This is a genomic window from Dyella terrae (assembly GCF_004322705.1).
Taxonomy (GTDB): domain Bacteria; phylum Pseudomonadota; class Gammaproteobacteria; order Xanthomonadales; family Rhodanobacteraceae; genus Dyella_D; species Dyella_D terrae.
Genome location: NZ_SIZZ01000002.1, coordinates 981,291 through 1,004,118, shown reverse-complemented (window position 1 = coordinate 1,004,118; position 22,828 = coordinate 981,291). Strand labels below are relative to the sequence as shown.

Genomic DNA, 22,828 nt, shown 5'->3' with positions numbered 1-22,828 from the left:
GGGATGGGAGGCGTGGAAACAAGGCATTCAACCGGCACCTGGTTTCGCATTCCTCAGAACAACTCCACCTCTCCCTTTATCGGATCGTTTGCCAAACGCTTGAGGTAATTCCGTTCGCCATCCACCAGGACATTGGCGGTCTGGCCACGCAACTGCCTGACGCGAACCTTGCCGCTGCGCGGGAAGAACTGGACCTGGCGCGGGTAGATGTCGCCGATGTCGGCGGCAGTCAGGTCAAGGTTCTCCGCCGCGATGTAGCGCTTGACGAAGGCGATGTTGCGTTCACCAATGTCGGTCATCTGCGTCAGCACGCGACCGCCACCGAAAATCTTCACTTCCAGATCCTCACGACGGCCGCCCGCCTTGAGAATCGCATTGATCAATTGCTCCATCGCGTCGTTGCCGTAGCGTGCGGCGCGCCCCACCGTGTTGGACCAGCCGTCGCGATCACTCATCGGCTCGGGCAGCATGAAGTGATTCATGCCACCGATGCAGCGCCGGCGGTCGCGGATGCAGGCGGAAACGCAGGAGCCAAGCACCGTGGCGATCAGCTCGTCCTGGGCGCTGACGTAGTACTCGCCTGGCAGCACCTTGGCCGTCATCGCGTTCTGCAGCGGGTCCCAGTAGCGACGTACATGCTCAAAACCGGGAATCACCGCTTCGACCGACTCCGGCATCGCGCCAAGGCGACGTGCGGGTTCGTTCATGACGCGCGCTTCCGGTAGACCGTACGCCCCACCAGATCGAAATCGTCACTGAGGCCATGCATGGATTCGGAATGGCCGAGGAACAGATAGCCTTCGGGCTCCAGCTGCTTCGCGTAGCGGCTGAAGAGGCGCTCCTTGGTCGGCTTGTCGAAGTAGATCACCACGTTGCGGCAGAAGATCGCATCGAACAAGCCGGCCATCGGCCAGTCGTGCAAGAGGTTCAGCGGCTGGATCGTCACCAGCTCGCGCAGGCGCGGATGGATGCATGCCAAGCCTTCGTAACTGCCCTCGCCGCGCAGGAACCAGCGGCGGCGACGCTCTGCGGAGATGCCATCCATCTTGTCGAGGGAATACACCCCTTCGCGTGCGCCTTGCAAAGCCTGAGGCGAGAGATCGGTCGCCAGGATCTTCGCATCAAACGGGGCGCCATGCTTTTCGAGCGCCTCGGCCAGCACCATCGCGAGTGCATACGGCTCTTCACCGGTCGAGCAACCGGCCGACCAGATGCGCAAGCGATCGCCTTGGCGGCGCTTGTGCGCCAACCACTGCGGAATCAGCGTCTTCTCCAGCAGGTCGTAGTGATGCGATTCGCGGAAGAACGAGGTGACGTTGGTGCTGATGGCGCTGGCCAGATCGCCCATTTCGCCATCCGGATCACGACGTAGCAGGTCGCAGTAGCTGCCGAAATCCTTCATGTTCAGTGCGCGCAGGCGGCGCAACAGACGACCCTGCACCAGCTGCCGCTTCTGCTCGCTCAGCGCAATGCCGCAATGTTGCAACACGAATTCGCGGAGAAAGCGGAAGTCGGCATCGCCCAGCACAGGCCCGTTGACGCCCGCCACGGAGGCATTTCCTTCACGACTGACCGTGGCGGACATCGACTCAGAACTCCTTCCAGACGCCAGCGTCAGCCGCTTCAGCCGCGCGCTGCGGCCTGGCGACCGGCGCCGAGTTGCGCACGGCGGCGAACACGGCCTCGACTTCGGCCTTGGTCGAATCGACCTTGCGCTCCACCACGGCCTCGTTCGACACGCGGAAGAAGTCCACCTGGCGCGCCAGCTCAACCGCCTGCTCCTGCATGGCGCGTGCAGCGGCAGCGGCTTCTTCGACCAGCGCGGCGTTCTGCTGGGTCATTTCGTCCATCTGGGTGACGGCGTTGTTCACCTGGTCGATGCCGGCCGACTGCTCCTGGCTGGCAGCAGCGATCTCGGCGACGATGTCGGTAACCTTCTTTACGCTGTCCACGATCTCGGCCAGCGCCTTGCCCGACTGGTCCACCAACGAGGTACCGGTGCGCACCTTGTCGGCACTGTCGGCGATCAGACCCTTGATCTCCTTGGCTGCGCCAGCACTGCGCTGCGCCAGGTTACGCACTTCCGTGGCCACCACGGCGAAGCCGCGGCCCTGCTCGCCGGCGCGCGCCGCTTCCACGGCGGCGTTCAATGCCAGCAGGTTGGTCTGGAAGGCGATTTCGTCGATCAGGCTGACGATGTCGGAAATCTTGCGGCTCGAATCATTGATTTCGCGCATGGCCACCACGGCCTGCGTGACCACCTCACCGCCGCGCTCGGCCTGTTCGCGGGCACCGCGGGCAAGCTGATTGGCGTGGCTGGCGTTCTCGGCATTCTGCTTCACGGTAGAGGTCATTTCCTCCATCGACGAGGCGGTTTCTTCCAGGCTCGAGGCCTGTTCCTGCGTACGCTGACTCAGGTCGTCGTTGCCGCGGGCGATCTGCTGGGCGGCGGTGCTGACGGCGCTGGAGCCGTGGCGCACCTCGCCAACGATGGCGGCGAGGCGGTCGTCCATCGTGCGGAAGGCCTGAAGCAGCTCGCCCAGTTCGTCCGTGCGGGTCACGTTGATTTCGTGGCCGAGCTTGCCGTTGGCAATCTCGTTGGCGACCATCACTGCGTGGGTGAGCGTGCCGACGATCGAACGGATCAGCATGACGGCGATAATCACAGCCACCAGCAGGCCGCCGAAGAGCGCGATAAGGCTCACCAGGCGAATCCACTCGTAGCGCGTCACCTGCGCATCGAAAATGGCCTTGGCTTCGTTACGCTGCGTTTCGACCAGCTTCGCCAGGGCGTCCTGGCGCTCCATCATCAGCGGGCGAACCTGCATTTCGAGGATGTCGTTGGAGCCCGGATCCTTCTGCTTCAGCGCATCGACGAGCTCGTTCTTGGCATCGACGTAGTCCTGATCCGTCGAGCGCCACTTGTCGTACTGGGCCTGCACGGTGGCCGTCTTCGGCATCGCCGCGAATTCTTTCTTGATGCCATCCATTTCGGCCTGGTACTTGTCGTACTCGTTGAGCTTCTGCTGCAACGCGTCCGGCTTGGCCAGCAGGGCCGTACCTTCACCCAGGGTGATGAACGACATCAGCGAGCGCGTGCTGATGCGGCTGACCATTTCGGTCGGCACCAGCTCGTTGTCGTACATCTGGCGCATGCCTTCATTCTGAAGATGCATGCTGCCGAGACCGATCGCGGCACCGCCGACCAGCATGATGCCGAGCATGGCCAGCACGCCGCGGAGGCGGTTGCGGACGGTCATGGCGGGAAGCTTGAACTTGATAGAAGGAATTTTCATTGCGGGTCCTGTCAGGCCACGGCCTTTACATCGGATGCCGCGGGCAAGGCGGCTTCCAGCATCTGTGCGTCTTGCGGATGCAAGAGCTTGTCCACGTCGAGCAGAAGGACCATCCGTTCGGCAACCGACGTAAGCCCCTTCAGATATTCGGTATCCACGGCGGTGCCCATGTCAGGCACCGGACGAATGCGATCGGAGGCCACGTCCATGACGTCGGACACGGCATCGACCACCACGCCGAACAGGCGACCGGCCACCGTGACGATCACGGTCACCGTCGTCTGGGTGTACTCCTCGCGCTCCAGGCCGAAGCGCAGTCGCAGGTCGAGCACTGGCACGATGGCGCCGCGCAGGTTCAGCACGCCCAGCACGTAATGCGGGGCCTGCGGGATGCGCGTCACCGGCGACCAGCCGCGAATCTCGCGCACCGCCAGGATGTCGATGCCGTATTCCTCGTGGGCGAGGTTCACGGTGAGGTACTGCGACTGGAGCACATCGCTCCGGGTGTTATCGGACATGTTCGCCTCGTGGTCGGGCCCGATGGCATGGGCCCGTTCTAAATCTGGATCTGTCGAAATCTGGATCGGCGCGTTCGCAAGAAACTTGAGGGTTGTGGCCTAAAACTCGTTCCAGCCATCGGCCATCACGGCCACCGGGCGGGCCTGTGCAACGCGCCGTGCGGGAGCCGCCACCGGGGTGGATTTGCGATCCGGGCCCACCGGCAGATCGTCCAGACGGAAGTACCCCACCTGGCGTTGCAACACACCGGCCTGCTCCTGCATGGCGCGGGCCGCCGCGGCTGCTTCTTCCACCAGCGCCGCGTTCTGCTGCGTCACTTCATCCATCTGCATGACGGCGCGATTGACCTGGTCGATGCCGCCCGACTGCTCCTGGCTGGCCGCCGCGATCTCCGCCACGATGTCGGTCACGCGCTTGACGCCATCGACAATCGTCGCCAGCACCTGGCCGGATTCGTCGACCAGTGCCGAACCCACCTGCACCTTCTCCACCGTGTCCCCAATCAGCGCCTTGATCTCGCGGGCGGCCGTCGCGCTGCGCTGGGCCAGGTTGCGCACTTCCGTGGCCACCACGGCGAAGCCACGCCCCTGCTCGCCGGCACGGGCCGCTTCGACGGCTGCGTTGAGCGCCAGCAGGTTGGTCTGGAAGGCAATCTCGTCGATCAGCTGGACGATGTCGGTGATCTGGCGGCTCGCCTGCTCGATATCGCGCATGGCGCCACTGGTACGCAGGGCCACCTCGCCGCCGCGCTCGGCCTGCTGGCGGGCCGTGCGGGCCAGCTGATCGGCGTGACTGGCGTTGTCCGCGCTCTGGCGCACGACGGAGGTCATTTCCTCCATGGATGCGGCAGTTTCTTCGAGGCTGGAAGCCTGCTCCTGCGTGCGATGGGACAGATCGTCATTGCCACGCGAGATCTGCTCGGCGGCCGTCGACACGACCAGCGATCCCTGCTGCACCTGCCCCACGATCTCGACCAGCTTGCCGCGCATGCGCTCCAGTGCATCCAGCATGCTGCCGGGCGGAAACGCCATGACATCCTTGCTGCACAGATCGCCATCAGCGATGCGCCCGGCCATCTGCAACGCGAATGCCGGCTCGCCACCGATGCTCAGACGGATGCTGTGTACGGAGCGCCACACCACGGCAATCACCAGGAAGGCGACGAGGAAAGCCTCCAGCAGGTCTTCCTCCAGCGCCTCGCGGAACTGCGCATCGATATCGACGAAGTACGCGCCGGACCCGATGTGCATGTCCCATGGCTTGAACCAGGCGCTATAGGTCAGCTTCGGTTCGAGTTTTTTGTCCGGCGGCATGGGCCAGACGTATTCCGTCGTGCCGCCACCGAGCTTGCGATCGACCGCCAGCATTTGCTGGTACAGCGGGTAGCCGTTCGGATCCTTGTCCTCGCGCACGTTGCGTCCAACGTCCTTGCCCAGTACCGGATGCATCCGCAGCACGTACTGTCCGTCAAAGACGAACACGTAGCCGGTGCCGTTGTGCCAGCGCATGGCCTGAAGCGTCGCCAGCGCGCGCTTCTGGGCTTCGGCCTCGCTGAATTCGCCGGCCTTGGCGCGATCGTAGTAGCTCTGCATCACGGCAGCGGCCGTCGCCACCTGGTCCGACAAGGAACTGACACGCGCTTTGATCTGCTGGCGCCGGCTGGTCACTGACGACATGACCGTCAGGGCCATCAGTCCGGCAATGACGAAGGCAACAACCAGCCACACCTTGGCCCGCAGGCTAAGGCGATCGACATACTGCAATGGAGACGTCATGGGGGAAAAACCTTCAGAATGAAGATGGACGATTTGCTTGAGTCCGGTTTCATTCCCTGCACTGCCATGCACCGGCGGGGGCCGGCCGCCGCGGCTTCCTGTCGCGGCTGTTGTTGCGTTGAACGATGGCGCCGGGGGACGCCACCGACTTTCAGGCGGCCTTGCGACGACCCTGCATGCGTACGAGGCCCGCAATATCGACGATCAGTGCAACCGAACCGTCCGCCAGGATCGTGGCGCCGGAAACGCCTTGCACGCGGCGATAGTGGGCTTCCAGTGACTTCACGACGGCCTGTTGCTGCCCGATCAACTCGTCCACGAACAAACCGACGCGGCTGCCTTCGCCCTCCACCACCACGACCAGGCCACGCTCGATATCGGCGCGGGTCCCGCCGCAATGGAAGGCATCCTGCAACCGGATCACCGGCAACCACGCATCGCGGAAGTGGAACAGTTCACCGCCACCCGTCACCGTGCGCAGCTGCTCCTTGCGCAACTGGACCGATTCGACAATCGAGCCCAGTGGCACGATGTAGTGCTCCGCGCCAACCATCGCCGTGAGTCCGTCGATGATCGCCAGCGTCAGCGGCAAGGTGATGGTGAACACCGAGCCCTTGCCCTGCGTGCTGCGAATGGCCACGCTGCCGCCGAGATCGACGACGTTGCGGCGAACCACGTCCATGCCGACGCCGCGACCGGAGAGGTCGGTGGTCTGCGCGGCCGTGGAGAACCCCGGCTGGAAAATCAGCTCGGCAACTTCTTCATCGCTCAAGGCATCGCCGCTCGCGATCAGTCCGCGTTGCAAGGCCTTGTTGACGATGGCGTCGCGATTGAGGCCAGCGCCGTCGTCGCTGATCTCCACCACGATGGAACCGCCGCGATGGGAGGCCTCGAGGCGGAGCGTGCCAACGTCGCCCTTGCCGGCGGCGCGGCGACGATCCGGTGTTTCCAGGCCATGGTCGATCGCATTGCGCACCAGGTGCACCAGCGGATCGCCGATCTTTTCGAGCACGGTCTTGTCCAGCTCCGTCTGCTCGCCCACCAGGTCGAGCTTCACCTGCTTGCCGAGTTTCTGGCTCAGGTCGCGCACCATGCGGGGGAAGCGGTTGAACACCGATGCGATGGGCAACATGCGGATGCCCATGACGCTTTCCTGCAGCGAGCGCGTATGGCGCGCGAGTTGGGCGAGGCCCGCCTGCAGCGCTTCGATGCGGTTGCTGTCGAAGCCTTCGCGGAAGGTATCGAGCATGGACTGGGTGATCACCAGCTCGCCGACAAGGTCGATCAGGCCATCGATCTTGTCGATGCCCACGCGGACCGAGCTGGATTCGCTCGCTGATTCACGGGTGGCGCGTGCCGCTGTCGGCGCGACAGATGCGACAGGTGCGACGGCCGCAGCCTCCGCCACCGGTGAGGCAGCCACGGGTTCCTCGATCGCCTCAATGCTGAGGTCGCACTCGTCCTCGACCCAGTCGAACACGCCGGCAATGACCGCCTTGCTGGCCTTGCCACGCAACTCGATGATCCAGCCGAGATGACTTTCCGACGGATCCAGTGCCGCCAGCGGGGGCAGCTTGTCGGCATCGGCCTGGACGTTCAATGCGCCCAGCTCCGACAACTCGCGCAGCATGCGGACCGGATCGTTGCCGCCCATCAACATGCCCGCATGCGGTCGGAAGCGAATGCGCCATGCGTCGACCGCTGGCGCCGCCGCGGCCTTGGCCGCCTGCGTCACCGGTGCATGGCGTCCGATGGACGCCGCCAGCTCCTGGCGCAGCTGTTCGCTTTGCGCATCGGCAAGCGGCGCACCAGACTGCGCGCGCTCGAACATGCCGCGCAGGCAGTCGACCGACCGCAGCAGCAGCTCGATGATGCTTGCATCGATCGCGCGACGGCCGTCGCGCAATTCGTCCAGCAATGACTCGGCCTCATGGGTGAACGCAGCCATGTCCGGGAAACCGAACGTGGCCGAACCGCCCTTGATCGAGTGCGCTGCGCGGAAGATGGTGTGGACCAGCTCCGTGTCGCCACCCTCGTCGAGCGCCAGCAACGCCGCTTCCATGGCGTCGAGACCTTCCCTGCTTTCTTCGAAGAAGGTCTGATGAAACTGCGACAGGCTCACCGTGCTCATACGATTTCCGCTTAACCGAGGACGCGTTTGACGGTCGCCAGCAACTGCTCCGGATCGAACGGCTTCACCAGCCAGCCGGTGGCACCGGCGGCCTTGCCTTCCATCTTGCGGTCGGTGTGCGATTCGGTGGTGAGCATGAGGATCGGCACGCCCTTGTATTCGGGCATCGCGCGCAGTTCCTTCACCATCGTGATGCCGTCCATCACCGGCATGTTCACGTCCGCCAGCACCAGGTCGTACTTCGAGCCCTTGGCCGAATCCACGGCCAGCTGTCCGTTCTCGGCCTCGGTGACGTCATGACCGGCACCGCGCAGGGTGAAAGCCACCATGCCGCGCATCGACGCCGAATCGTCCACTGCAAGAATCTTAGCCATCGTCTACCTCGTTCAGGCCGGCATCGCGGCCGGCAGTTCCAGTGTCTGTGCCAGGCCGGTCAACGCCGCCGCATCACGCAGCGCGTCACTCGCCCCCAGCCATGTAAAGGCCACGGATGCCTTGGCGGCATCGCGACGGGCGGCCAGCAGCAGCTGCAGCGCGGCGGTATCCACGCGCTCGACCGCACCGCCGTCGACGCTCAGCGCACCAGCGGCCAGTCCCGCCTGCAGGGCCTGCTTCACCCCGGCCAGGTCGGCCATGCGGCAATCCGCGGGTAGCACCACGCCATCGCCTGCCGAAGCTGTCTTGCTGCTGCCCATCGCCTTAGGTTCTCGCTATGCCAACTGTGGCTGTCAGGGCATGTATCGGCGGCCGGGGCGATGTCTTTAGAGCCGTCGCGTGATCCCGCGCGCACTTTGTTCCCTCAAGTTTTCGCGAATGCCGCCGATCTTGTACGCGTCATGGCTACAGGCAACGGGACACAGCCCTTTGATCATCCAGCCAACCAGTCTTGCCGCTCTCACCTGGGCTGGCGCCGCATCCGGCGCCAGCGCGGAGAGCTGGCGCGTCGGCAGCGTTCTTGCTGCGCGGACGGTGGGGCTGAATGAGCAGAACCGCTTCATCATCCAGATCGGCGCGCTCACCGTGGAAACGGAGGCGCCGGGAACGCAGCTCCCGCCGCAGTTCCAGGTACGCGTCCTGAGCCTGGGACCCGAACCCAAACTGGAAGTGCTGGGCAGCAATCCCGCCGAACAGGTCATCGCCCAGGCCCTGCGCCAGCGCCTGCCGCAACAGAATGGCTACGCTCCCCTGCTGGCCACCCTGGGCGTCCTTGCCCAGCGTCCGCTGCTCCGCCAGTTGCCACCCGGCATCCGCAACGCCCTGGCGTTGCTCGAACACAGTATTCGCACGCCCGTCGAAATCAGTAGCGACGGCGGGCTGCGCGAAGCCGTCAAGCGCAGCGGTCTTTTCCTCGAATCCCAGTTGGCCCGCCCAACGACCGACCTGGGCGTGCTGGGCGAGGACGACTGGAAGGCCGCGCTTCTGCGCCTCGCTGACGTGCTCGAACCGTCCGTGCGCGGCGCACCGCAAAACGACACCGAAACGCCACCGCCACTGTTCCAGCGTGGACTCGTCGCGCAACCGCGCGCCCCGATGCCCGAACCGGCCCAACCCGGCGACGTCGAAAGCCTGCTCACTCGCCTGCATGGTGACGTGCATGCGGCCCTCGCCCGCCTCGAAGTGGCGCAGCTCGAAGCCCACAACGTCGGCGCCTGGATGATCGAGATCCCGCTGCAAGGCGAAGGCGGCCAGGACATCCTGCAGATCCAGCTCACGCCGCCGCAGGACAACGCCGACCAGCCATCATGCTGGACGTTGGGCTTCGCACTCGACTTGCCTGCACTTGGGCCCGTGCAGGGCGAACTCCAGCTTCGCGGACTGCGCCTGGCCGTACGCCTGTGGGCGCAACGGGTCGGCACGGTCGAGCGACTGGAGCGTCGCTTCAATGAGCTGTCACACCTTCTGACGTCCAACGGACTGATTCTTGATCAGCTGACCTGCCAGGCGGGCCTGCCCCAGCAACCGAGCGTTCGCAGCTCGGTCCTCCTTCAGGCCACGGCATGAGCGCCTACCTGCCCTCGCCTACGCGAAAAGTCAGCCTGCGACTTGCCGGCGGCACCACACAGACACCCGCATCGCTGACGCCCGAAGCGCTCGACCTGCTGCTCGCCCGCGCGCGCGCGCTGGGACTGCCGATCCATCACGACGCGCAGATCGCTGCGCTGCTGACCGCCCTGCGCATGCGGCAGGATGTTCCCGATGAACTGTATGCGGCAGCGTCCGCCGTGCTGGGGATGATTTACCGGGCTGGTGAAGGTTCGAGGTAACGCAGGTACACGCCCGGCGTCAGGCAAGCGCGCTATCTGGCGCTCGCGCCGACGAATGACACCCCCGCCTGATACACAGATGCGCAAGCCGTCGCGCTTCCGCCCGCGCTTCAACGTCGACCCCTGTGGAAACACTTTGTCTCCTGACGGGGCCATCATTCCGTCCCGGTGGGGGTGGCCTGCCCTGCAAGCTGCAGTCACGGGCACATTATGGAAGTCACGGCGACGCGCTCGACTTAGCATCCTTCTCTCGTCACATTGAAGGACTCTCATGGGGTTTGACGTGAACCTCGCGCGCCGCATGACAACGGCGCAGCCTGTAGACACACGGCCCGCAACTTCGCGCATCAGCAAGGCAACCGCCAATTTCAACTATGCACGTGCCGGCAATCCTCGCCCGGGATGGCGCCTCTTCACTGGGCGGGAGCATTGGGCGGCCAGCATCTGGCCGCCTTGCATTGTGGGCGAAACGGTCCGAACCTCAGCGTTGCGAGCTTCGGCTTGCCTGGTCATGGACGAACTTCCATAGAAACGGCGTACGAGGGCACACCTCAATGCGTGCGACACCCGTATGCGCGGCTCCGGGCTTCGTGCCGTCGGCGCCGTTCCGGGATGGCCGGATCACGATTGAAACGGCGCCGGGCACCATCGTAGGCGGGGCATCTGCCGCGCGTGCCGAGCAGCGCTGACCAGCAGGCACGTCCGAACCTTTCCCGGCGGCGTTTCCGATCCGTGCATTGACAAAGGCCGCCTGCACGGCGGGCTCCATGCAAAGGGCGCGATCAAACGTCGAAGACCCAACATCCTTTCCGCGATGGTGCTTCATATCCAGGTTCATACGGCCCGACGGGTTCACTTGAATGGGCATGCTGCGCTCCTTCTCGAAAATCGCATGGTCGGCGATGTGCGCGGCAGAGGCTTTCAGAAAGAGAAACGGCCGATGTTTCCGGATGATGCGTCACGATGATCGATTCGGGCGCAGAGCTTCGCCATCCCAGCGGCGCGCGCCAGCGCCTTGGTCGCACCGTGAAAGCTCCCGGCGCATGTTCCGCCTAGCATGACGCGATCACTCCGGGCATCACGACGCCATGACACTACCCGTGGCGCTCGCGTCAGCCGGGGCCGGCGCCTGGCGCCGCCATCTCGCGCGCTGTCCGTCGGGGAAAATGCGTGCGCGCTTCCCACCAACTTCGATACACCACCCTCTGAAGGACCATCCATGTTCGGACGCATCCTGAGCCCCTTTTCTTCTGCCTCGGCGCCGAAGGCGCAGACGGAACCGACGCTATGCGAAAGAAAAATAGCGAGTGCGACGAACAGCGTCAGGCCGCATCCCGATGCTCGCCCTTCGGATTTTTGGGATAAGCCCATTGACGCCACGCGAGACGCGGCGAAACATCGTTCGCAACAGCTTCGCGTGATTCGCGCCGCCCTTCTGGGTTCGCCATCCCAGGTTGCCACCCCCGCCAACCCGGCGCCTCCCGTGTCACTGTGTGCCTGCAAGCCGACGACGCTGCTTTCGATGATCGAAGAGGGCCTGAGCGAGCGCACGCAAGACGGAATCGACCGCAAATCGGAGAGTCTCAGGACATGGATCGCCGAACTGAAAGAACGGGCCACGCTTCGGCGCATATATATCCATCAGTCTGGACATTCCGGATCGACGTCGTGTCCGGACTACCCGCGCGGTCGCTCGGGGATCGTGTCGCCGCCGGTCAATCAACATCACGCGGCGTACGCCTGCTCCAAGTCACCCTCGCTGAGTTAATGCACTGGGGCCCATGGCCTGTCGAACCAAGGTGCATCCGGGTGAATCACCGTTGCCAGACGACGCATGGCGTCTTCGGCGAGACCACTAAGTCAGCAAGCGTGCTTCCGCACCGTGGTTCGCGATCGTATGACGGGCGTCCGCGGCCAGCCGCTCGCCGGCCTCATGAAGGTTGCGCAGCAACTCGGCCTCGCCACGAGACAGTCCGCAACGCTGCACCAGTTCGTCCACGCGCGCACCTTCGCGCAACAACTCCCGCGCAAGGTCGTAGTTGGAGGCCAACGGCGGGGCCGCCATGGCGGCAATCGGCCGGCGCACAGCCTCGGGCTCGTGCGACGTCGACGTGGCGGCATGCCTGGCCGATGGCGCATCCTTCAGTTGCTGCTCGATACGCGCCAGCGCTTCGACCAGCATCGACGTCGGCACATCGGTAAAGGCCTCGGCGGGATAAACGACGCGAGGCGCCTTCAACACCGCCTTGCGCAGGAGCCAGATCGCCATCGTCTGCCATGCAGCGACCAGCGCGAGTGCCCCCACCGCCAGCTCAAGCCACATGCTCAAGCTCCTCCGGGAGACGGCACATGCGACGCACGTCGATCAATGCGGCAAACCCACCCTGCCAAGGCGCGACCGCTTCAACCGGATCGTCCTGGCGCTCAGTGCGTCCCGGCGGCGGTGCCAGTTTATGGCCGTCCACCTCAAGCAGATCGCCCACCGCGTCCACCCGCAATCCCACCAGATGCCCACGATGAGAGAGCACCACGATGCGTGCGCGCGACATGTCGGTACCGTGATCACGCGTCAGGCCAAGGCGCAGGCAACCATCCATGACCGGCACCACGCGACCGCGCAGATGGCGGATGCCAAGCAGGTCCGGCGCGGCGCCGGGCACCGGCGTCACTTCGCCATCGCGAATCACTTCGCTCACCTGCGTCAGCGGCGCGGCATAAACCTGCCCGGCCAGGTGAAAGATCAGCCAACCACGTTCGGCGGAGGCGGCAAATTGCTGGCTCATGAATCTACCTTCACGTGAACGTCTTCAACCTGCGCCATGCGAGGACACCACGACGGTGCCCTGCTCCGGCACCACCTGTGCGCGTGCGGCAGGGGCCGCGGCGGGCATGAGCGTTGCCGGGACGGGCAATGTCGCCGGAGCCGACGCCTCGGAGCCGGGTGTCGTCTGCGGCTGCTGGGCGAGCTGACCGGGCTGCCCGGCATCGCTGTAGAAGCGAGCCGGCGCCTGCTCGTCGCTCAACACCACCACCAGCACGCGTCGGTTGCGATTGCGACCTTCGGTGCTGTCGTTTTCCGCCGCCGGTCGCGTCTGGCCCCAGCCGATGATGCCCAGGCGATTGGCGTCCACGCCGTTCTCCGAGAACAGGCGCGCCACGCTCGCGGCGCGGGCGGCGGACAGCTCCCAGTTGGATGGGTAAACGACGTTGCTGATCGGCATGTCGTCGGTGTATCCCTCGACACGCAGCGGGTTGGGGAACGGCGCGAGAATGTCGGCGATGTTGCGCAGCGTGTTGTCAGCCTGCGGACTGAGCTTGGCCACGCCACTGGGAAAGAGGATATCCGTGCGGATCTCGATTTCCAGCCAGGTATTGGTGCGACGGACAATCACCAGGCTCTTGTCGATCAGCGGCTGCAAGGCCTGCTGCACCTGGTCCTGGATGCGCGCGAGGTTTTCCTGGCCTGGATCACGATGGATCGGCACGCCCGGCTGGGTGATCTGCGGCTGCAGCGCGCGCGAAGGCAGCGGCACCGCCATATGTGGCGTCAACGACGGCGGTGTCGTGGAACTCTGTCGTGACGACGGTACCGGCGCCACCTGCGGCGCATTGTTGCTATGCACTGGCTGGATGGTTTTGTTGTTGCCGTTAAAGGCTTCGATGATCGACTGCGACATCACGCGGTACTTGCCCTCATTCACGACGGACACCGCATACATCACCACGAAGAAGGCCAGCAGCAACGTCATCAGGTCGGCATAGGGGATCGCCCATGCTTCGTGATTGACGTGGTCTTCGTGGCCCTTCTTCCGCCTCATGCCAGATAGCCCTGCAAGCGGCTTTCGATCTGGCGGGGGTTATCGCCACGCGCAATGGAAACGAGACCCTCGATGATGATCTCGCGCATCTTCACCTGCTTGTGGATCAGCGACTTCAGGCGGTTGGCCATCGGCAACATCAACATGTTGGCGATGGCCACACCGTAAATCGTCGCCACGAAGGCAGCCGCGATGCCGTGACCGAGCTTGCTCGGGTCGGCGAGGTTCTGCATCACCGCCATGAGGCCCATCACGGCGCCGATGATGCCCATGGTGGGCGAGTAGATACCGGCCTGCTCGAACACCTTGGCGGCTGCCATGTCTTCATGCTCGCGCGTTTCCTGCTCGACTTCGAGCACGCCACGGATCGCATCAGGTTCGCTGCCGTCGACAAGCAACTGCAGACCCTTGCGCACGAAGGCATCGGATTCCGAATCGATCTGTGGCTCAAGCCCCAGCAGGCCCTGGCGTCGCGAGATTTCGCTCCAGCCGATGACGCGACTGATAAGGTCGTCCGGCTGATGGCGCGGCGGCTTGTAGACCATGGGCAGCATGGCCATGGCGTGCTTGAGCACCTTGCCCTGCATCTGCACGAGCAGGGCCGAGATGGTGCCGATGATCACGATCACGAAGGCCGCGGGATTCCACAAGGCTTCGAGGCTCGATCCCTTGAGCACCGTACCGACGATGATGACCACGAAGGCCAGGATCGTACCGATGAGACTAACGAGATCCATGTCAGGAATCCGCTCTTGAAGATGAAAGCAGCGGACCGCCCTCCCCGGCCAGACCTGCCAGGTCCAGCACCAGGGCCAGCTTGCCGTCGCCGGTCACCGTGGCACCGGCAACGCCGGGCACGCCTGCGAACAGCGGTCCAAGAGGTTTGACCATCACGTCTTCGCGCCCGATCACCGCATGCACCAGGCAGCCCAGGCGCTGGTGACCGACGTGCAGCACGACGACGTGGCGACCGGCATCGGCCGACGCATCCGCCCAGCGCGACAGATCACCCAGCGGCAACGCACGATCGCGATGCGAGGCGACCAGCGAGCCATCCAGAAGGCGATCCTGGCCCGGCGCCAGTTCGAACACTTCGTCGACGTTGCCCAACGGCATCGCGAACAGGCGCGTACCCACGCGTACCATCAGCACGCGCAGGATCGCCAGCGTCAGCGGCACGGTGAGTTCAAGCTCACTGCCCTGGCCCTTCTTCGACCGCACCTGCAAGGTGCCGCCCAGCTCGGCCACGCGCGTCTTCACCACGTCCATGCCGACGCCGCGACCGGAGATATCGGACACCGTGCTGGCGGTCGAGAAGCCCGGGCGGAAGATCAGCTCCAGGCTTTCGGTTTCAGTCAGGCGCGCGGCCTGCGCCGCATCGATGACACCCTTTTCCACCGCCTTTTGGCGAAGGATGTCCGGGTTCATGCCCTTGCCGTCGTCGGCCACCACAATGACGATGCGTTCGCCGCGCTGGCTCGCCGACAGGCGCACGCGACCCTTGCGTGGCTTGCCTGCCGCTTCACGCGCGTCCGGCATTTCCAGGCCGTGATCGACGGCATTGCGCAACAGGTGAATCAGCGGATCGGCCAGGGATTCAACCAGGCTGCGATCCAGATCGGTGTCTTCGCCTTCCGTGACCAGCTCGATCTCTTTGCCCAATTGGCGTGCAAGATCGCGCACGATGCGCGGGAAGCGCTGAAACAGGCGACCGACGGGCTGCATGCGCATGCCCAGCACGGCACCCTGCAATTCGTCGGCGACGCGATCAAGTTCGCTGGCGGCAGTGCTCAGCGGTTCGTCGTTGCCATTCGACGCCAGGCTGACCAGGCGATTGCGAACGAGCACCAGCTCACCGGCGTGGTTGACCAGTGAATCGAGGCGCGAAGTATCGACGCGCACCGAGGCCTCCGGTGCCGCGGCAGGCTTCGAGGCCTTGGGTGCAGCGGGCTTCGGTGCGGGCGCGGGCGCCGGCGGTTCGGGCTTGCCCGGCGCCGTGCCCTTGCCATGAAGCTGATCGAGCAGCGCTTCGAACTCGCTGTCATCGATAGTGTTCGATGCCGGCGGGGCGGTGGCGCCTGGCGCGTTCTTGCCATGCAACTGATCGAGCAATGCCTCGAATTCGGCGTCGTCGATGGCATCCGACGCGGTCGATTCCGACGGCGCACCTGGCGCACCACCCGTGCCGTACAAGCTGTCGAGCAAGGCCTCGAACTCGGCGTCGTCGATCGTGCCGCCTTCGGCCGGCGGCGGCGCAGGTGCAGGCGCCTGCACGGGCTTCGGTGCCGGCCTGGGCTTGTTGCGCGGCGGCTGCAAGCGCACCAGCAGCGATGCCGGGGCATGTTCGATCTCGGCCGACGCGCCGAGCGCGGCCATCATGTCATTGAGCAGGTCCAGCGCTTCGAGCAGCGCATCCATCTGCGCCGAATCGAGCACGAGCGCGCCGTTGCGCGCTTCGTTGAGCAGGTCTTCGGCGTGATGGCACATCTGCACCATCGGTTCGACGCCGAGGAACCCCGCGCCACCCTTCACCGTGTGGAACGCACGAAACACCGCGTTGAGCAGGTCGGCATCCTGTGGGGACGTCTCCAGCTCAACGAGTTGTTCGCTCAGGCGCTGCACCAGCTCCCCGGCCTCGACCAGGAAGTCGTCACGCAGCTCGCTGTCCAGCGTGGGATCCATGGGTGTCCCGCTCAGAAACCGAATTCGCTGAGCAAGCGGTCGGCCTCATCCTGGCTCGACACCTTGGCAGCGGCGGCCGGTGCTTCGCCGCCGGCAAGCGCACCCGTGAGGCGCACCAGCTCCAGCAACGAGGACTCGACGTTGCCGATAAAGGTGGCGACCTTCTTGATGCGCTGGCCTGACAGGTCCTGCCACGACTGCGCCATCACCATGTCGGACAGGCCTTCGCGGCACTGCTGCGCGAAGTCGCGCGCCTGCGTGGCGAGGACGGCGGCCGGCTGGCCGGCTTCGCTCCACTCCAGCACTTCGCCGGCGTTGGTCTCGAGCACTTCCGCCTGCGGGCGCATGCGTTCGGCAAAATCGATACTGCGATGCGCGGCCTTGGAACTCATCTCCAGGACGTCATGCAGATGCTGGCGCGCATCGGCAACGCTGTCCGGCACGCCTTCCTGCGCCAGTTCGCCACCGAGGCGACGCACGGCATCGTGCAGGTCGCGGGCGAGCAGGCCCAGCGCGCGGAACAGATGCTGTTCGCGCTGGCGAACCATGCTGTCCAGCGCCATTTCGAAGGTAGCGCCATCGGGGCTGTTGAGCAGGTTCTGCAGTTCCGGCGGCAGCGACACGCTCAGGGGAGTGGACATCACGGCGCTCATGCAGTTGCTCCTTGCGCGGCAAGCCGCTCGAAGATCTTGTCCAGCTTTTCCTTCAGGGTGACGGCGGTGAAGGGCTTGACGATGTAACCGTTCACGCCGGCCTGCGCGGCGGCGATGATCTGGTCGCGGTTGTTCTCTGCCGTCACCATCAACACCGGCATGGCTTTGAGCTCAGGCTCGGCGCGGATGGCGCGCAGCAGGTCGATGCCGGTCATGTTCGGCATGTTCCAGTCGGTAACCACCATGTCGAACGGAAACTTCTTCAGCATCTCGATCGCATTGGCACCGTCATCGGCTTCCTGGATCAGCGCGTTGCTGAAACCCAGCTCGACGAGCAGGTTCCGCACGATGCGGCGCATGGTGGAGAAGTCGTCCACCACCAGGATCTTCATGTTCTTGTCCAAAGGATTTCCTTGGGAATGGTGAATAGTTAATGGGTAAGAGCGTCAGCGTCGGGGTGCACGGGAGGATTCGGGGGAACGGCCTTTCCTGTTCACTGTTCCCGATTCACTATTCACCGGAGCTGCGCGCCAATCCGTCATTCGCGCACGCAACCGCACAAGCGCAGCCCCATGGATCTGGCACACGCGCGACTCGGTCACGCCGAGCACGGCGCCAATTTCCTTCAGGTTGAGCTCCTGCTCGTAGTACAGCGACATCACCAACTGCTCTCGTTCCGGCAGTCCGGAAATCGCATCGATCAGGGACTGGCGCATGCCTTCCTGTTCGATGCGGTCCTGCGGACCCAAACCTTCCTGGTCGGCGACGTCCAGCGCCGCACCCTCGTCATCCTCATCCGGCGTGGAGAGGCTGAGCAGGCGCGCGCTCGCGGCGTCGGCCAGGATCTGGTGGTACTCCTGCGTGCTGATACCCAGGCGCCGGACCACTTCGGCGTCAGGGGCATCGGCACCCGTTTCGTTCTCGATCTGTCTTACGACTTCCGACACTTCACGCAATTTGCGGTGCACCGAGCGAGGCGTCCAATCCGTCTTGCGCAGCTCGTCGAGCATCGCGCCGCGGATGCGGATGCCCGCATACGTCTCGAAGCTCGCCTGGCGATCGGTGGCGAAGTTACGCGCCGCTTCCAGCAAACCGATCATCCCTGCCTGCACCAAATCTTCCACATCCACGCTCGGCGGCAACCGGCCCATCAGGTGATAGGCGATGCGCCGCACCAAGGGTGCATGTCGGCGCACCATGTCTTCGGTGCTCTCGCGCTGCAGCTGCAGATACTCGGATGCCACGCTCATCTCACCACCCCGTCACCGATGCGTTCCGGCCACCAAAAAAGGCGATGCGGTCGCGCCCCGGTCGCTGGGGTTCACCCCATGTATCGACCACACCTGCCAGTTGCTTGAATCCCCGTGACGCGCGACTTGCCGGCCACATGTCCACGACGGCGCTCTGGCGCCGGATGGCCTGCCGCAGGTGTTCGTCGTAGGGCACCGTGCCCATGAAATCCAGGGCGACGTCCAGGAATCGGTCGCACACGCGTGCGAGCTTGTCGTACAGGGCGCGCGCCTCGCCCGCATGGCGCACCATGTTGGCGACCACGTGGAAGCGGCGTACGCGGAAATCGCGGCTGAGCACCTTGGTCAGGGCGTAGGCGTCGGTCAGCGAAGCGGGTTCGTCGCAGACCACCAGCACCACGTCGTCGGCAGCGGCCGCGAACATCACGACGTTGTCCGAGACACCGGCGGCGGTATCGACCAGAAGGTATTCCGGCGGGTCCTGCAGCTCATCGAAGGCGCGGATCACAGCGGCGTGCTCGCCCGTGCCCATCTGCGCGAGGCGACGCGCGCCCGAGCCGGCCGGGATCACTTTCAGCCCATGCGGGGCCGGCAGCAGCAGGTCCTTCAGGCCGCAGGTGCCATCGAGCAGATGGCCGATGTGCCGCGAAGGGCTCAGACCCAGCAGCACGTCGACATTGGCCAGGCCCATGTCGGCATCCAGCAGCATGACGTCGCGACCGGCCATGGCCAGGGACATGCCCAGGTTCACGGCGACGGTGGACTTGCCCACGCCACCCTTGCCACCAGCAACCGTGATCGCACGGCAACGGCGACGCGGCGTGGTGGTGTCCTGGGCCAGGGACAATGCGACGTCGGCGCCGCCATCGACCTGGCCGTTCATCGCGCCGAACATGGTCTTGAGGCCCCAGGCCTGGTTCATCGCAAACGTATCCATCAAACCCCCGCCAGCGCCATGCCGAAGCGTTCGGCCATCTGACCGTCATCGACCGGAGGGGCGTTGCCCTTGAGGGCTTGCGCGGCACGACACACGAGCACGCGCGCATCGGCGGCCGTAATGTCCTCGGGCACGCGCTGGCCATCGGTGGTGTAGTCCAGCGGCATGCGGTGGCGAATGAGGACCGAAAGCGCACCGCCGAGACTCGGCGTCTCGTCCAGCTTGGTGAGGATGCAGGCCTGCGGATGCTGCGGCAGATAGGCCCGGATGGTGTCGTCCAGCGACTGCGCCTGCGCATTGGCAGCCATCACCAGGCAGATGCGCAGGTCGCCCGCCTGGCGCAGCAGGTTCATCTGCTGGGTCAGGCGTGGATCGCTGCCGGCAACGCCGGCGGTATCCACCAGCACCACATGACGGCTGCGCAGCACGTCCAGCACTTCGCGCAGGCTTTCGGCGTCGTGCGCCGGAAATACACGCACGCCCAGCAGGCGACCGTAGTGCTCGAGTTGCGCGGCGGCGCCGATTCGATAATTGTCGGTACTGACCAGCGCGACCTTTGATGCACCGTGACGCAACACCGCCTTGGCGGCGAGCTTGGCGATGGTCGTGGTCTTGCCCACGCCCGTCGGGCCGACCAGGGCCGTGACGCCGCCGTGGACGGCGATGTCATACCCGGTGATCGAAAGATTGCGACTGAGTACGCCCAGGGGCAGGTATCGCGCCTGGTCCGGGCTGAGGCTGTCGGGCAGTTCATCAGCGAGCTTGCGTGCAACGTCCGGCTCGATGCCCAGTCGCGCCATGTCGCGCATGACACGCCCGCGAAGCGGATGGCGGCGCTGCATGTCGTTCCAGGCGAGGCTCGCCATCTGCGATTCGAGCAATTCGCGCAGGCTTCCGAGTTCGGCGCGCATGCGTGCGGTATCGAGGGCCACCTGCTCCACCATGGGATGAAGCGGCGCTTCAACGGCAGGCTCGGCAACCGGGGCGATGCGCGGCGCCGGCACCACGGCCGAGGAATCGAAGGTGATCGCGGCATCACGTTGTTCCGGCGGCGCGATGGCCTCGCCAGAACGCGCAGCTTCACGTACCAGCGCCTCGTCGTAGTCGACCGCGGCGATGATCTCGACGCTATCGTCCAGGCGACGCGTGGAGAGGATCACCGCATCCGGGCCCTGCTCCTCGCGCACTTCGCGCATGGCCTGGCGCATGTCGGGGGCTACGAAACGCTTGATCTTCATGCATTGAATCCGGAAAGGGTGAACAGTGAACGGTGAACGGAAAAGCAGCGGGCCTCGCATGACCCAGGAGTGGCAGTCATCCCCTGCGGCGCGATGTCCACGCGGCGGCACACCTGCTTTTTCTGTTTACTGTTCACCGTTTACCGTTCTCCGCGCTGGCAGCGCCTCAGCGCCCCAACGCCTGCACCAATCGCACCCGACGGTTGTCGGGCACCTCGTTGTAAGCCAGTACGTGCAGGTTCTGTGCCACGTGCCGCGTGAAGCGCGCGAGCCACGGACGAAGCGGCGGCGCGACCAGCAAAACCGCGGGCTCGCCGCTCATTTCCTGGCGTCGCGCAGCATCGGCCACGCTCTGCTGCAAGCGATCCGCGAGGCCAGGCTCGACCGCTGCGCCCGCTACGCCGCCGTTTCCGAGCGAGGACATGAGAATCTGCTCGAGGTCCGGCGCCAGGGTAATGACCGGGACCTCGGTACCGAGCCCGGCGATCTCCTGGACGATCTGCCGACCGAGCGCCACGCGCACCGCAGCCGTGAGCGCGCCGGGATCCTGACTCTGCCCTGCATGCTCCGCCAAGGATTCGACGATGCTGCGCATGTTGCGGATCGGCACCCGCTCGGCGAGCAGGTTCTGCAGCACCTTCACCACCACGCCCAAGGCCATGCGCTTGGGCACGAGGTCTTCCACCAGCTTGGGCGCGCTGCCGGCCAGGCGGTCGAGCAGCTGCTGCACATCCTGGTGACTGAGCAGTTCGTGCGAATGACCCTGCAGGATGTGCGACAGGTGCGTGGCGATCACCGTTGCCGGATCGACCACCGTATAGCCGAGCGCCTGCGCCGTTTCGCGCTGCCCGTTCTCGATCCACACCGCCTCCAGCCCAAAGGCCGGGTCGCGCGTGGCAATGCCCTGCACCGTTCCGTGGACCTGGCCAGGGTTGATCGCGAGCAGGCGCTCGTTGTGGACTTCGGCCTCGCCCATCGGCACGCCCATCAGGGTGATGCGGTAGGTATTGGGCCCCAGGTCCAGGTTGTCGCGGATATGCACCGCGGGGACGAGGAAACCCAGCTCCTGGGAAAGCTTGCGGCGCACCGACTTGATGCGCCCCATCAGTTCCCCGCCCTGATTCTTGTCCACCAGCGGAATAAGGCGATACCCGACTTCCAGCCCCACGGGATCCACCGTGGTGACGTCTTCCCAACCCAGCTCCATGCGCTCGGCGGCCGGTGCCGCGGGCGCGGACTCTGCTGCGGCGGTTTCTTCGGCGAGCTTGGCCTTGGTGTCGCGCTCGCGCTTCATCAGCGTCCAGGCCGCGCCGCCGCAAATGGCGCCGAGCAGGAGGAAGGCGATGTTGGGCATGCCGGGAATCAATCCCATGACGCCAAGCACGACGCCGGCCACCGCCAGCGCGCGCGGTTGGCCAAACACCTGCCCCACCACCTGCTTGCCCATGTCCTGCGCGCGCGACACACGCGTCACGATCACGGCCGTGGCAATGGACAGCATCAACGCAGGCACCTGGGCGACCAGGCCGTCACCAATGGTCAGCAACGTGTAGGTCTTGGCCGCTTCGCCCGCGCTCAGGCCATGCTGCAGCACGCCGACGAAGAAGCCACCGACGATATTGATGACGAGGATCAGGATGCCGGCAGTCGCGTCGCCGCGAACGAACTTGGAGGCACCGTCCATGGAGCCGTAGAAGTCCGCTTCCTCGCGCACTTCCTGGCGACGTTCGCGCGCCTGCTCCTGCGTGAGCAAGCCGGCGTTGAGGTCCGCGTCGATGGCCATCTGCTTGCCGGGCATCGCGTCCAGGGTAAAGCGCGCGGTCACTTCGGAGACACGCGTCGCACCCTTGGTGACGACGACGAAGTTGATGATGGTCAGGATGGCGAACACCACCAGGCCCACGGCAAAGTTGCCGCCAATAACGAACTCACCGAACGCCTCGATCACCTTGCCCGCGGCGCCAGGACCATCGTGGCCATGCAGCAGCACCACGCGCGTCGACGCAATATTCAGCGCCAGGCGCAACAGTGTTGCCATCAACACGACCGTCGGGAAGGCACCAAATTCCAGCGGGCGCATCACGTAGATCACCGCCAGCAGGATCACCAGCGACAGCGCGATATTGAAGCTGAAGAGAATGTCGAGCAGGAAAGGCGGCAGCGGCAACATCATCATCGCCAGCATGGCCAGCATGATCACCGGCGCGCCGAGACCACGTCGGCTTACCTGCTTGAAGGTTTCGAATGCGCTCGTGGCGGCCATCG

23 protein-coding genes are annotated in these 22,828 nt (G+C 65.0%); 3 read left to right on the top strand and 20 right to left on the bottom strand.

Annotated elements, in window-relative coordinates; all coding sequences use genetic code 11:
* Positions 1-53: 53 nt before the first annotated feature.
* The 8 genes from cheD to EYV96_RS15195 form a co-directional block, all read right to left on the bottom strand.
* The gene (gene cheD / locus EYV96_RS15230) at positions 54-707 is read right to left on the bottom strand and encodes a chemoreceptor glutamine deamidase CheD (protein ID WP_205746172.1); all 654 of its coding nucleotides are present in this window, start codon (positions 705-707) and stop codon (positions 54-56) included.
* Positions 704-1,585, bottom strand: a complete 882-nt coding sequence (locus EYV96_RS15225; protein WP_131152378.1) for a CheR family methyltransferase — start codon at positions 1,583-1,585, stop codon at positions 704-706. Before EYV96_RS15225 ends, cheD begins: the two co-directional genes overlap by 4 nt.
* Positions 1,586-1,589: 4 nt before the next feature.
* Entirely contained in the window at positions 1,590-3,296 is a 1,707-nt protein-coding gene (locus tag EYV96_RS15220; protein WP_131152377.1) for a methyl-accepting chemotaxis protein, read from the bottom strand.
* An 11-nt stretch (positions 3,297-3,307) separates the two neighbouring features.
* Positions 3,308-3,814 (bottom strand): chemotaxis protein CheW, encoded by a 507-nt coding sequence (locus EYV96_RS15215; protein WP_131152376.1) that lies wholly within the window; start codon positions 3,812-3,814, stop codon positions 3,308-3,310.
* 99 nt (positions 3,815-3,913) lie between these two features.
* Positions 3,914-5,590 carry a methyl-accepting chemotaxis protein gene (locus EYV96_RS15210; RefSeq protein ID WP_131152375.1) on the bottom strand — a complete coding sequence of 559 codons (1,677 nt, stop codon included), beginning with the start codon at positions 5,588-5,590 and terminating at the stop codon, positions 3,914-3,916.
* Between the two features lie 151 nt (positions 5,591-5,741).
* Positions 5,742-7,721, bottom strand: a complete 1,980-nt coding sequence (locus EYV96_RS15205; protein ID WP_131152374.1) for a chemotaxis protein CheA — start codon at positions 7,719-7,721, stop codon at positions 5,742-5,744.
* Positions 7,722-7,732: 11 nt separating this feature from the next.
* Entirely contained in the window at positions 7,733-8,095 is a 363-nt protein-coding gene (locus EYV96_RS15200) for a response regulator (RefSeq protein ID WP_131152373.1), read from the bottom strand.
* 12 nt (positions 8,096-8,107) lie between these two features.
* Positions 8,108-8,416 (bottom strand): STAS domain-containing protein, encoded by a 309-nt coding sequence (locus EYV96_RS15195; RefSeq protein ID WP_131152372.1) that lies wholly within the window; start codon positions 8,414-8,416, stop codon positions 8,108-8,110.
* A 169-nt stretch (positions 8,417-8,585) separates the two neighbouring features.
* Here EYV96_RS15195 and fliK point away from each other — a divergent pair, with 169 nt between their 5' ends.
* The gene (gene fliK, locus EYV96_RS15190; RefSeq protein WP_131152371.1) at positions 8,586-9,722 is read left to right on the top strand and encodes a flagellar hook-length control protein FliK; all 1,137 of its coding nucleotides are present in this window, start codon (positions 8,586-8,588) and stop codon (positions 9,720-9,722) included.
* Complete coding sequence (locus EYV96_RS15185; RefSeq protein ID WP_131152370.1) at positions 9,719-9,985, top strand: flagellar biosynthesis protein; 267 nt, start codon at positions 9,719-9,721, stop codon at positions 9,983-9,985. Before fliK ends, EYV96_RS15185 begins: the two co-directional genes overlap by 4 nt.
* Before the next feature lie 481 nt (positions 9,986-10,466).
* Here EYV96_RS15185 and EYV96_RS15180 read toward each other — a convergent pair whose 3' ends face one another.
* Positions 10,467-10,853 (bottom strand): hypothetical protein, encoded by a 387-nt coding sequence (locus tag EYV96_RS15180; protein WP_131152369.1) that lies wholly within the window; start codon positions 10,851-10,853, stop codon positions 10,467-10,469.
* Positions 10,854-11,204: 351 nt separating this feature from the next.
* Between EYV96_RS15180 and EYV96_RS15175 the strand changes: the two genes are divergently transcribed.
* Positions 11,205-11,753, top strand: coding sequence for a hypothetical protein (locus tag EYV96_RS15175; protein WP_131152368.1), 549 nt, complete (start codon positions 11,205-11,207; stop codon positions 11,751-11,753).
* A gap of 87 nt (positions 11,754-11,840) precedes the next feature.
* On the opposite strand, the gene EYV96_RS15170 is transcribed toward EYV96_RS15175, so the two are convergent.
* The 11 genes from EYV96_RS15170 to flhA all read right to left on the bottom strand — a co-directional run bounded on the left by EYV96_RS15170 (position 11,841) and on the right by flhA (position 22,826).
* Positions 11,841-12,308, bottom strand: coding sequence for a DUF2802 domain-containing protein (locus tag EYV96_RS15170; RefSeq protein ID WP_131152367.1), 468 nt, complete (start codon positions 12,306-12,308; stop codon positions 11,841-11,843).
* Positions 12,298-12,768, bottom strand: coding sequence for a chemotaxis protein CheW (locus EYV96_RS15165; protein WP_131152366.1), 471 nt, complete (start codon positions 12,766-12,768; stop codon positions 12,298-12,300). The genes EYV96_RS15170 and EYV96_RS15165 overlap by 11 nt, the downstream gene beginning before the upstream one ends.
* 24 nt (positions 12,769-12,792) lie before the next feature.
* Positions 12,793-13,803 carry a flagellar motor protein MotD gene (gene motD / locus EYV96_RS15160; protein WP_131152365.1) on the bottom strand — a complete coding sequence of 337 codons (1,011 nt, stop codon included), beginning with the start codon at positions 13,801-13,803 and terminating at the stop codon, positions 12,793-12,795.
* The gene (locus tag EYV96_RS15155) at positions 13,800-14,540 is read right to left on the bottom strand and encodes a flagellar motor protein (protein ID WP_131152364.1); all 741 of its coding nucleotides are present in this window, start codon (positions 14,538-14,540) and stop codon (positions 13,800-13,802) included. The genes motD and EYV96_RS15155 overlap by 4 nt, the downstream gene beginning before the upstream one ends.
* Before the next feature lies 1 nt (position 14,541).
* Positions 14,542-16,485, bottom strand: a complete 1,944-nt coding sequence (locus tag EYV96_RS15150; protein WP_131152363.1) for a chemotaxis protein CheA — start codon at positions 16,483-16,485, stop codon at positions 14,542-14,544.
* Positions 16,486-16,496: 11 nt separating this feature from the next.
* Positions 16,497-17,138, bottom strand: a complete 642-nt coding sequence (locus EYV96_RS15145; protein ID WP_131152362.1) for a protein phosphatase CheZ — start codon at positions 17,136-17,138, stop codon at positions 16,497-16,499.
* Positions 17,135-17,542 (bottom strand): chemotaxis response regulator CheY, encoded by a 408-nt coding sequence (locus tag EYV96_RS15140; RefSeq protein ID WP_131152361.1) that lies wholly within the window; start codon positions 17,540-17,542, stop codon positions 17,135-17,137. The genes EYV96_RS15145 and EYV96_RS15140 overlap by 4 nt, the downstream gene beginning before the upstream one ends.
* Positions 17,543-17,584: 42 nt before the next feature.
* Positions 17,585-18,388: an RNA polymerase sigma factor FliA gene (locus EYV96_RS15135; RefSeq protein WP_131152360.1), complete on the bottom strand. Its 804-nt coding sequence runs from the start codon at positions 18,386-18,388 to the stop codon at positions 17,585-17,587.
* A 1-nt stretch (position 18,389) separates the two neighbouring features.
* Positions 18,390-19,325: a MinD/ParA family protein gene (locus EYV96_RS15130; protein WP_240732594.1), complete on the bottom strand. Its 936-nt coding sequence runs from the start codon at positions 19,323-19,325 to the stop codon at positions 18,390-18,392.
* The gene (gene flhF / locus EYV96_RS15125; RefSeq protein ID WP_131152359.1) at positions 19,325-20,563 is read right to left on the bottom strand and encodes a flagellar biosynthesis GTPase FlhF; all 1,239 of its coding nucleotides are present in this window, start codon (positions 20,561-20,563) and stop codon (positions 19,325-19,327) included. Before flhF ends, EYV96_RS15130 begins: the two co-directional genes overlap by 1 nt.
* Positions 20,564-20,729: 166 nt before the next feature.
* Positions 20,730-22,826, bottom strand: a complete 2,097-nt coding sequence (gene flhA / locus EYV96_RS15120; protein WP_131152358.1) for a flagellar biosynthesis protein FlhA — start codon at positions 22,824-22,826, stop codon at positions 20,730-20,732.
* Between the last annotated feature and the right edge of the window lie 2 nt (positions 22,827-22,828).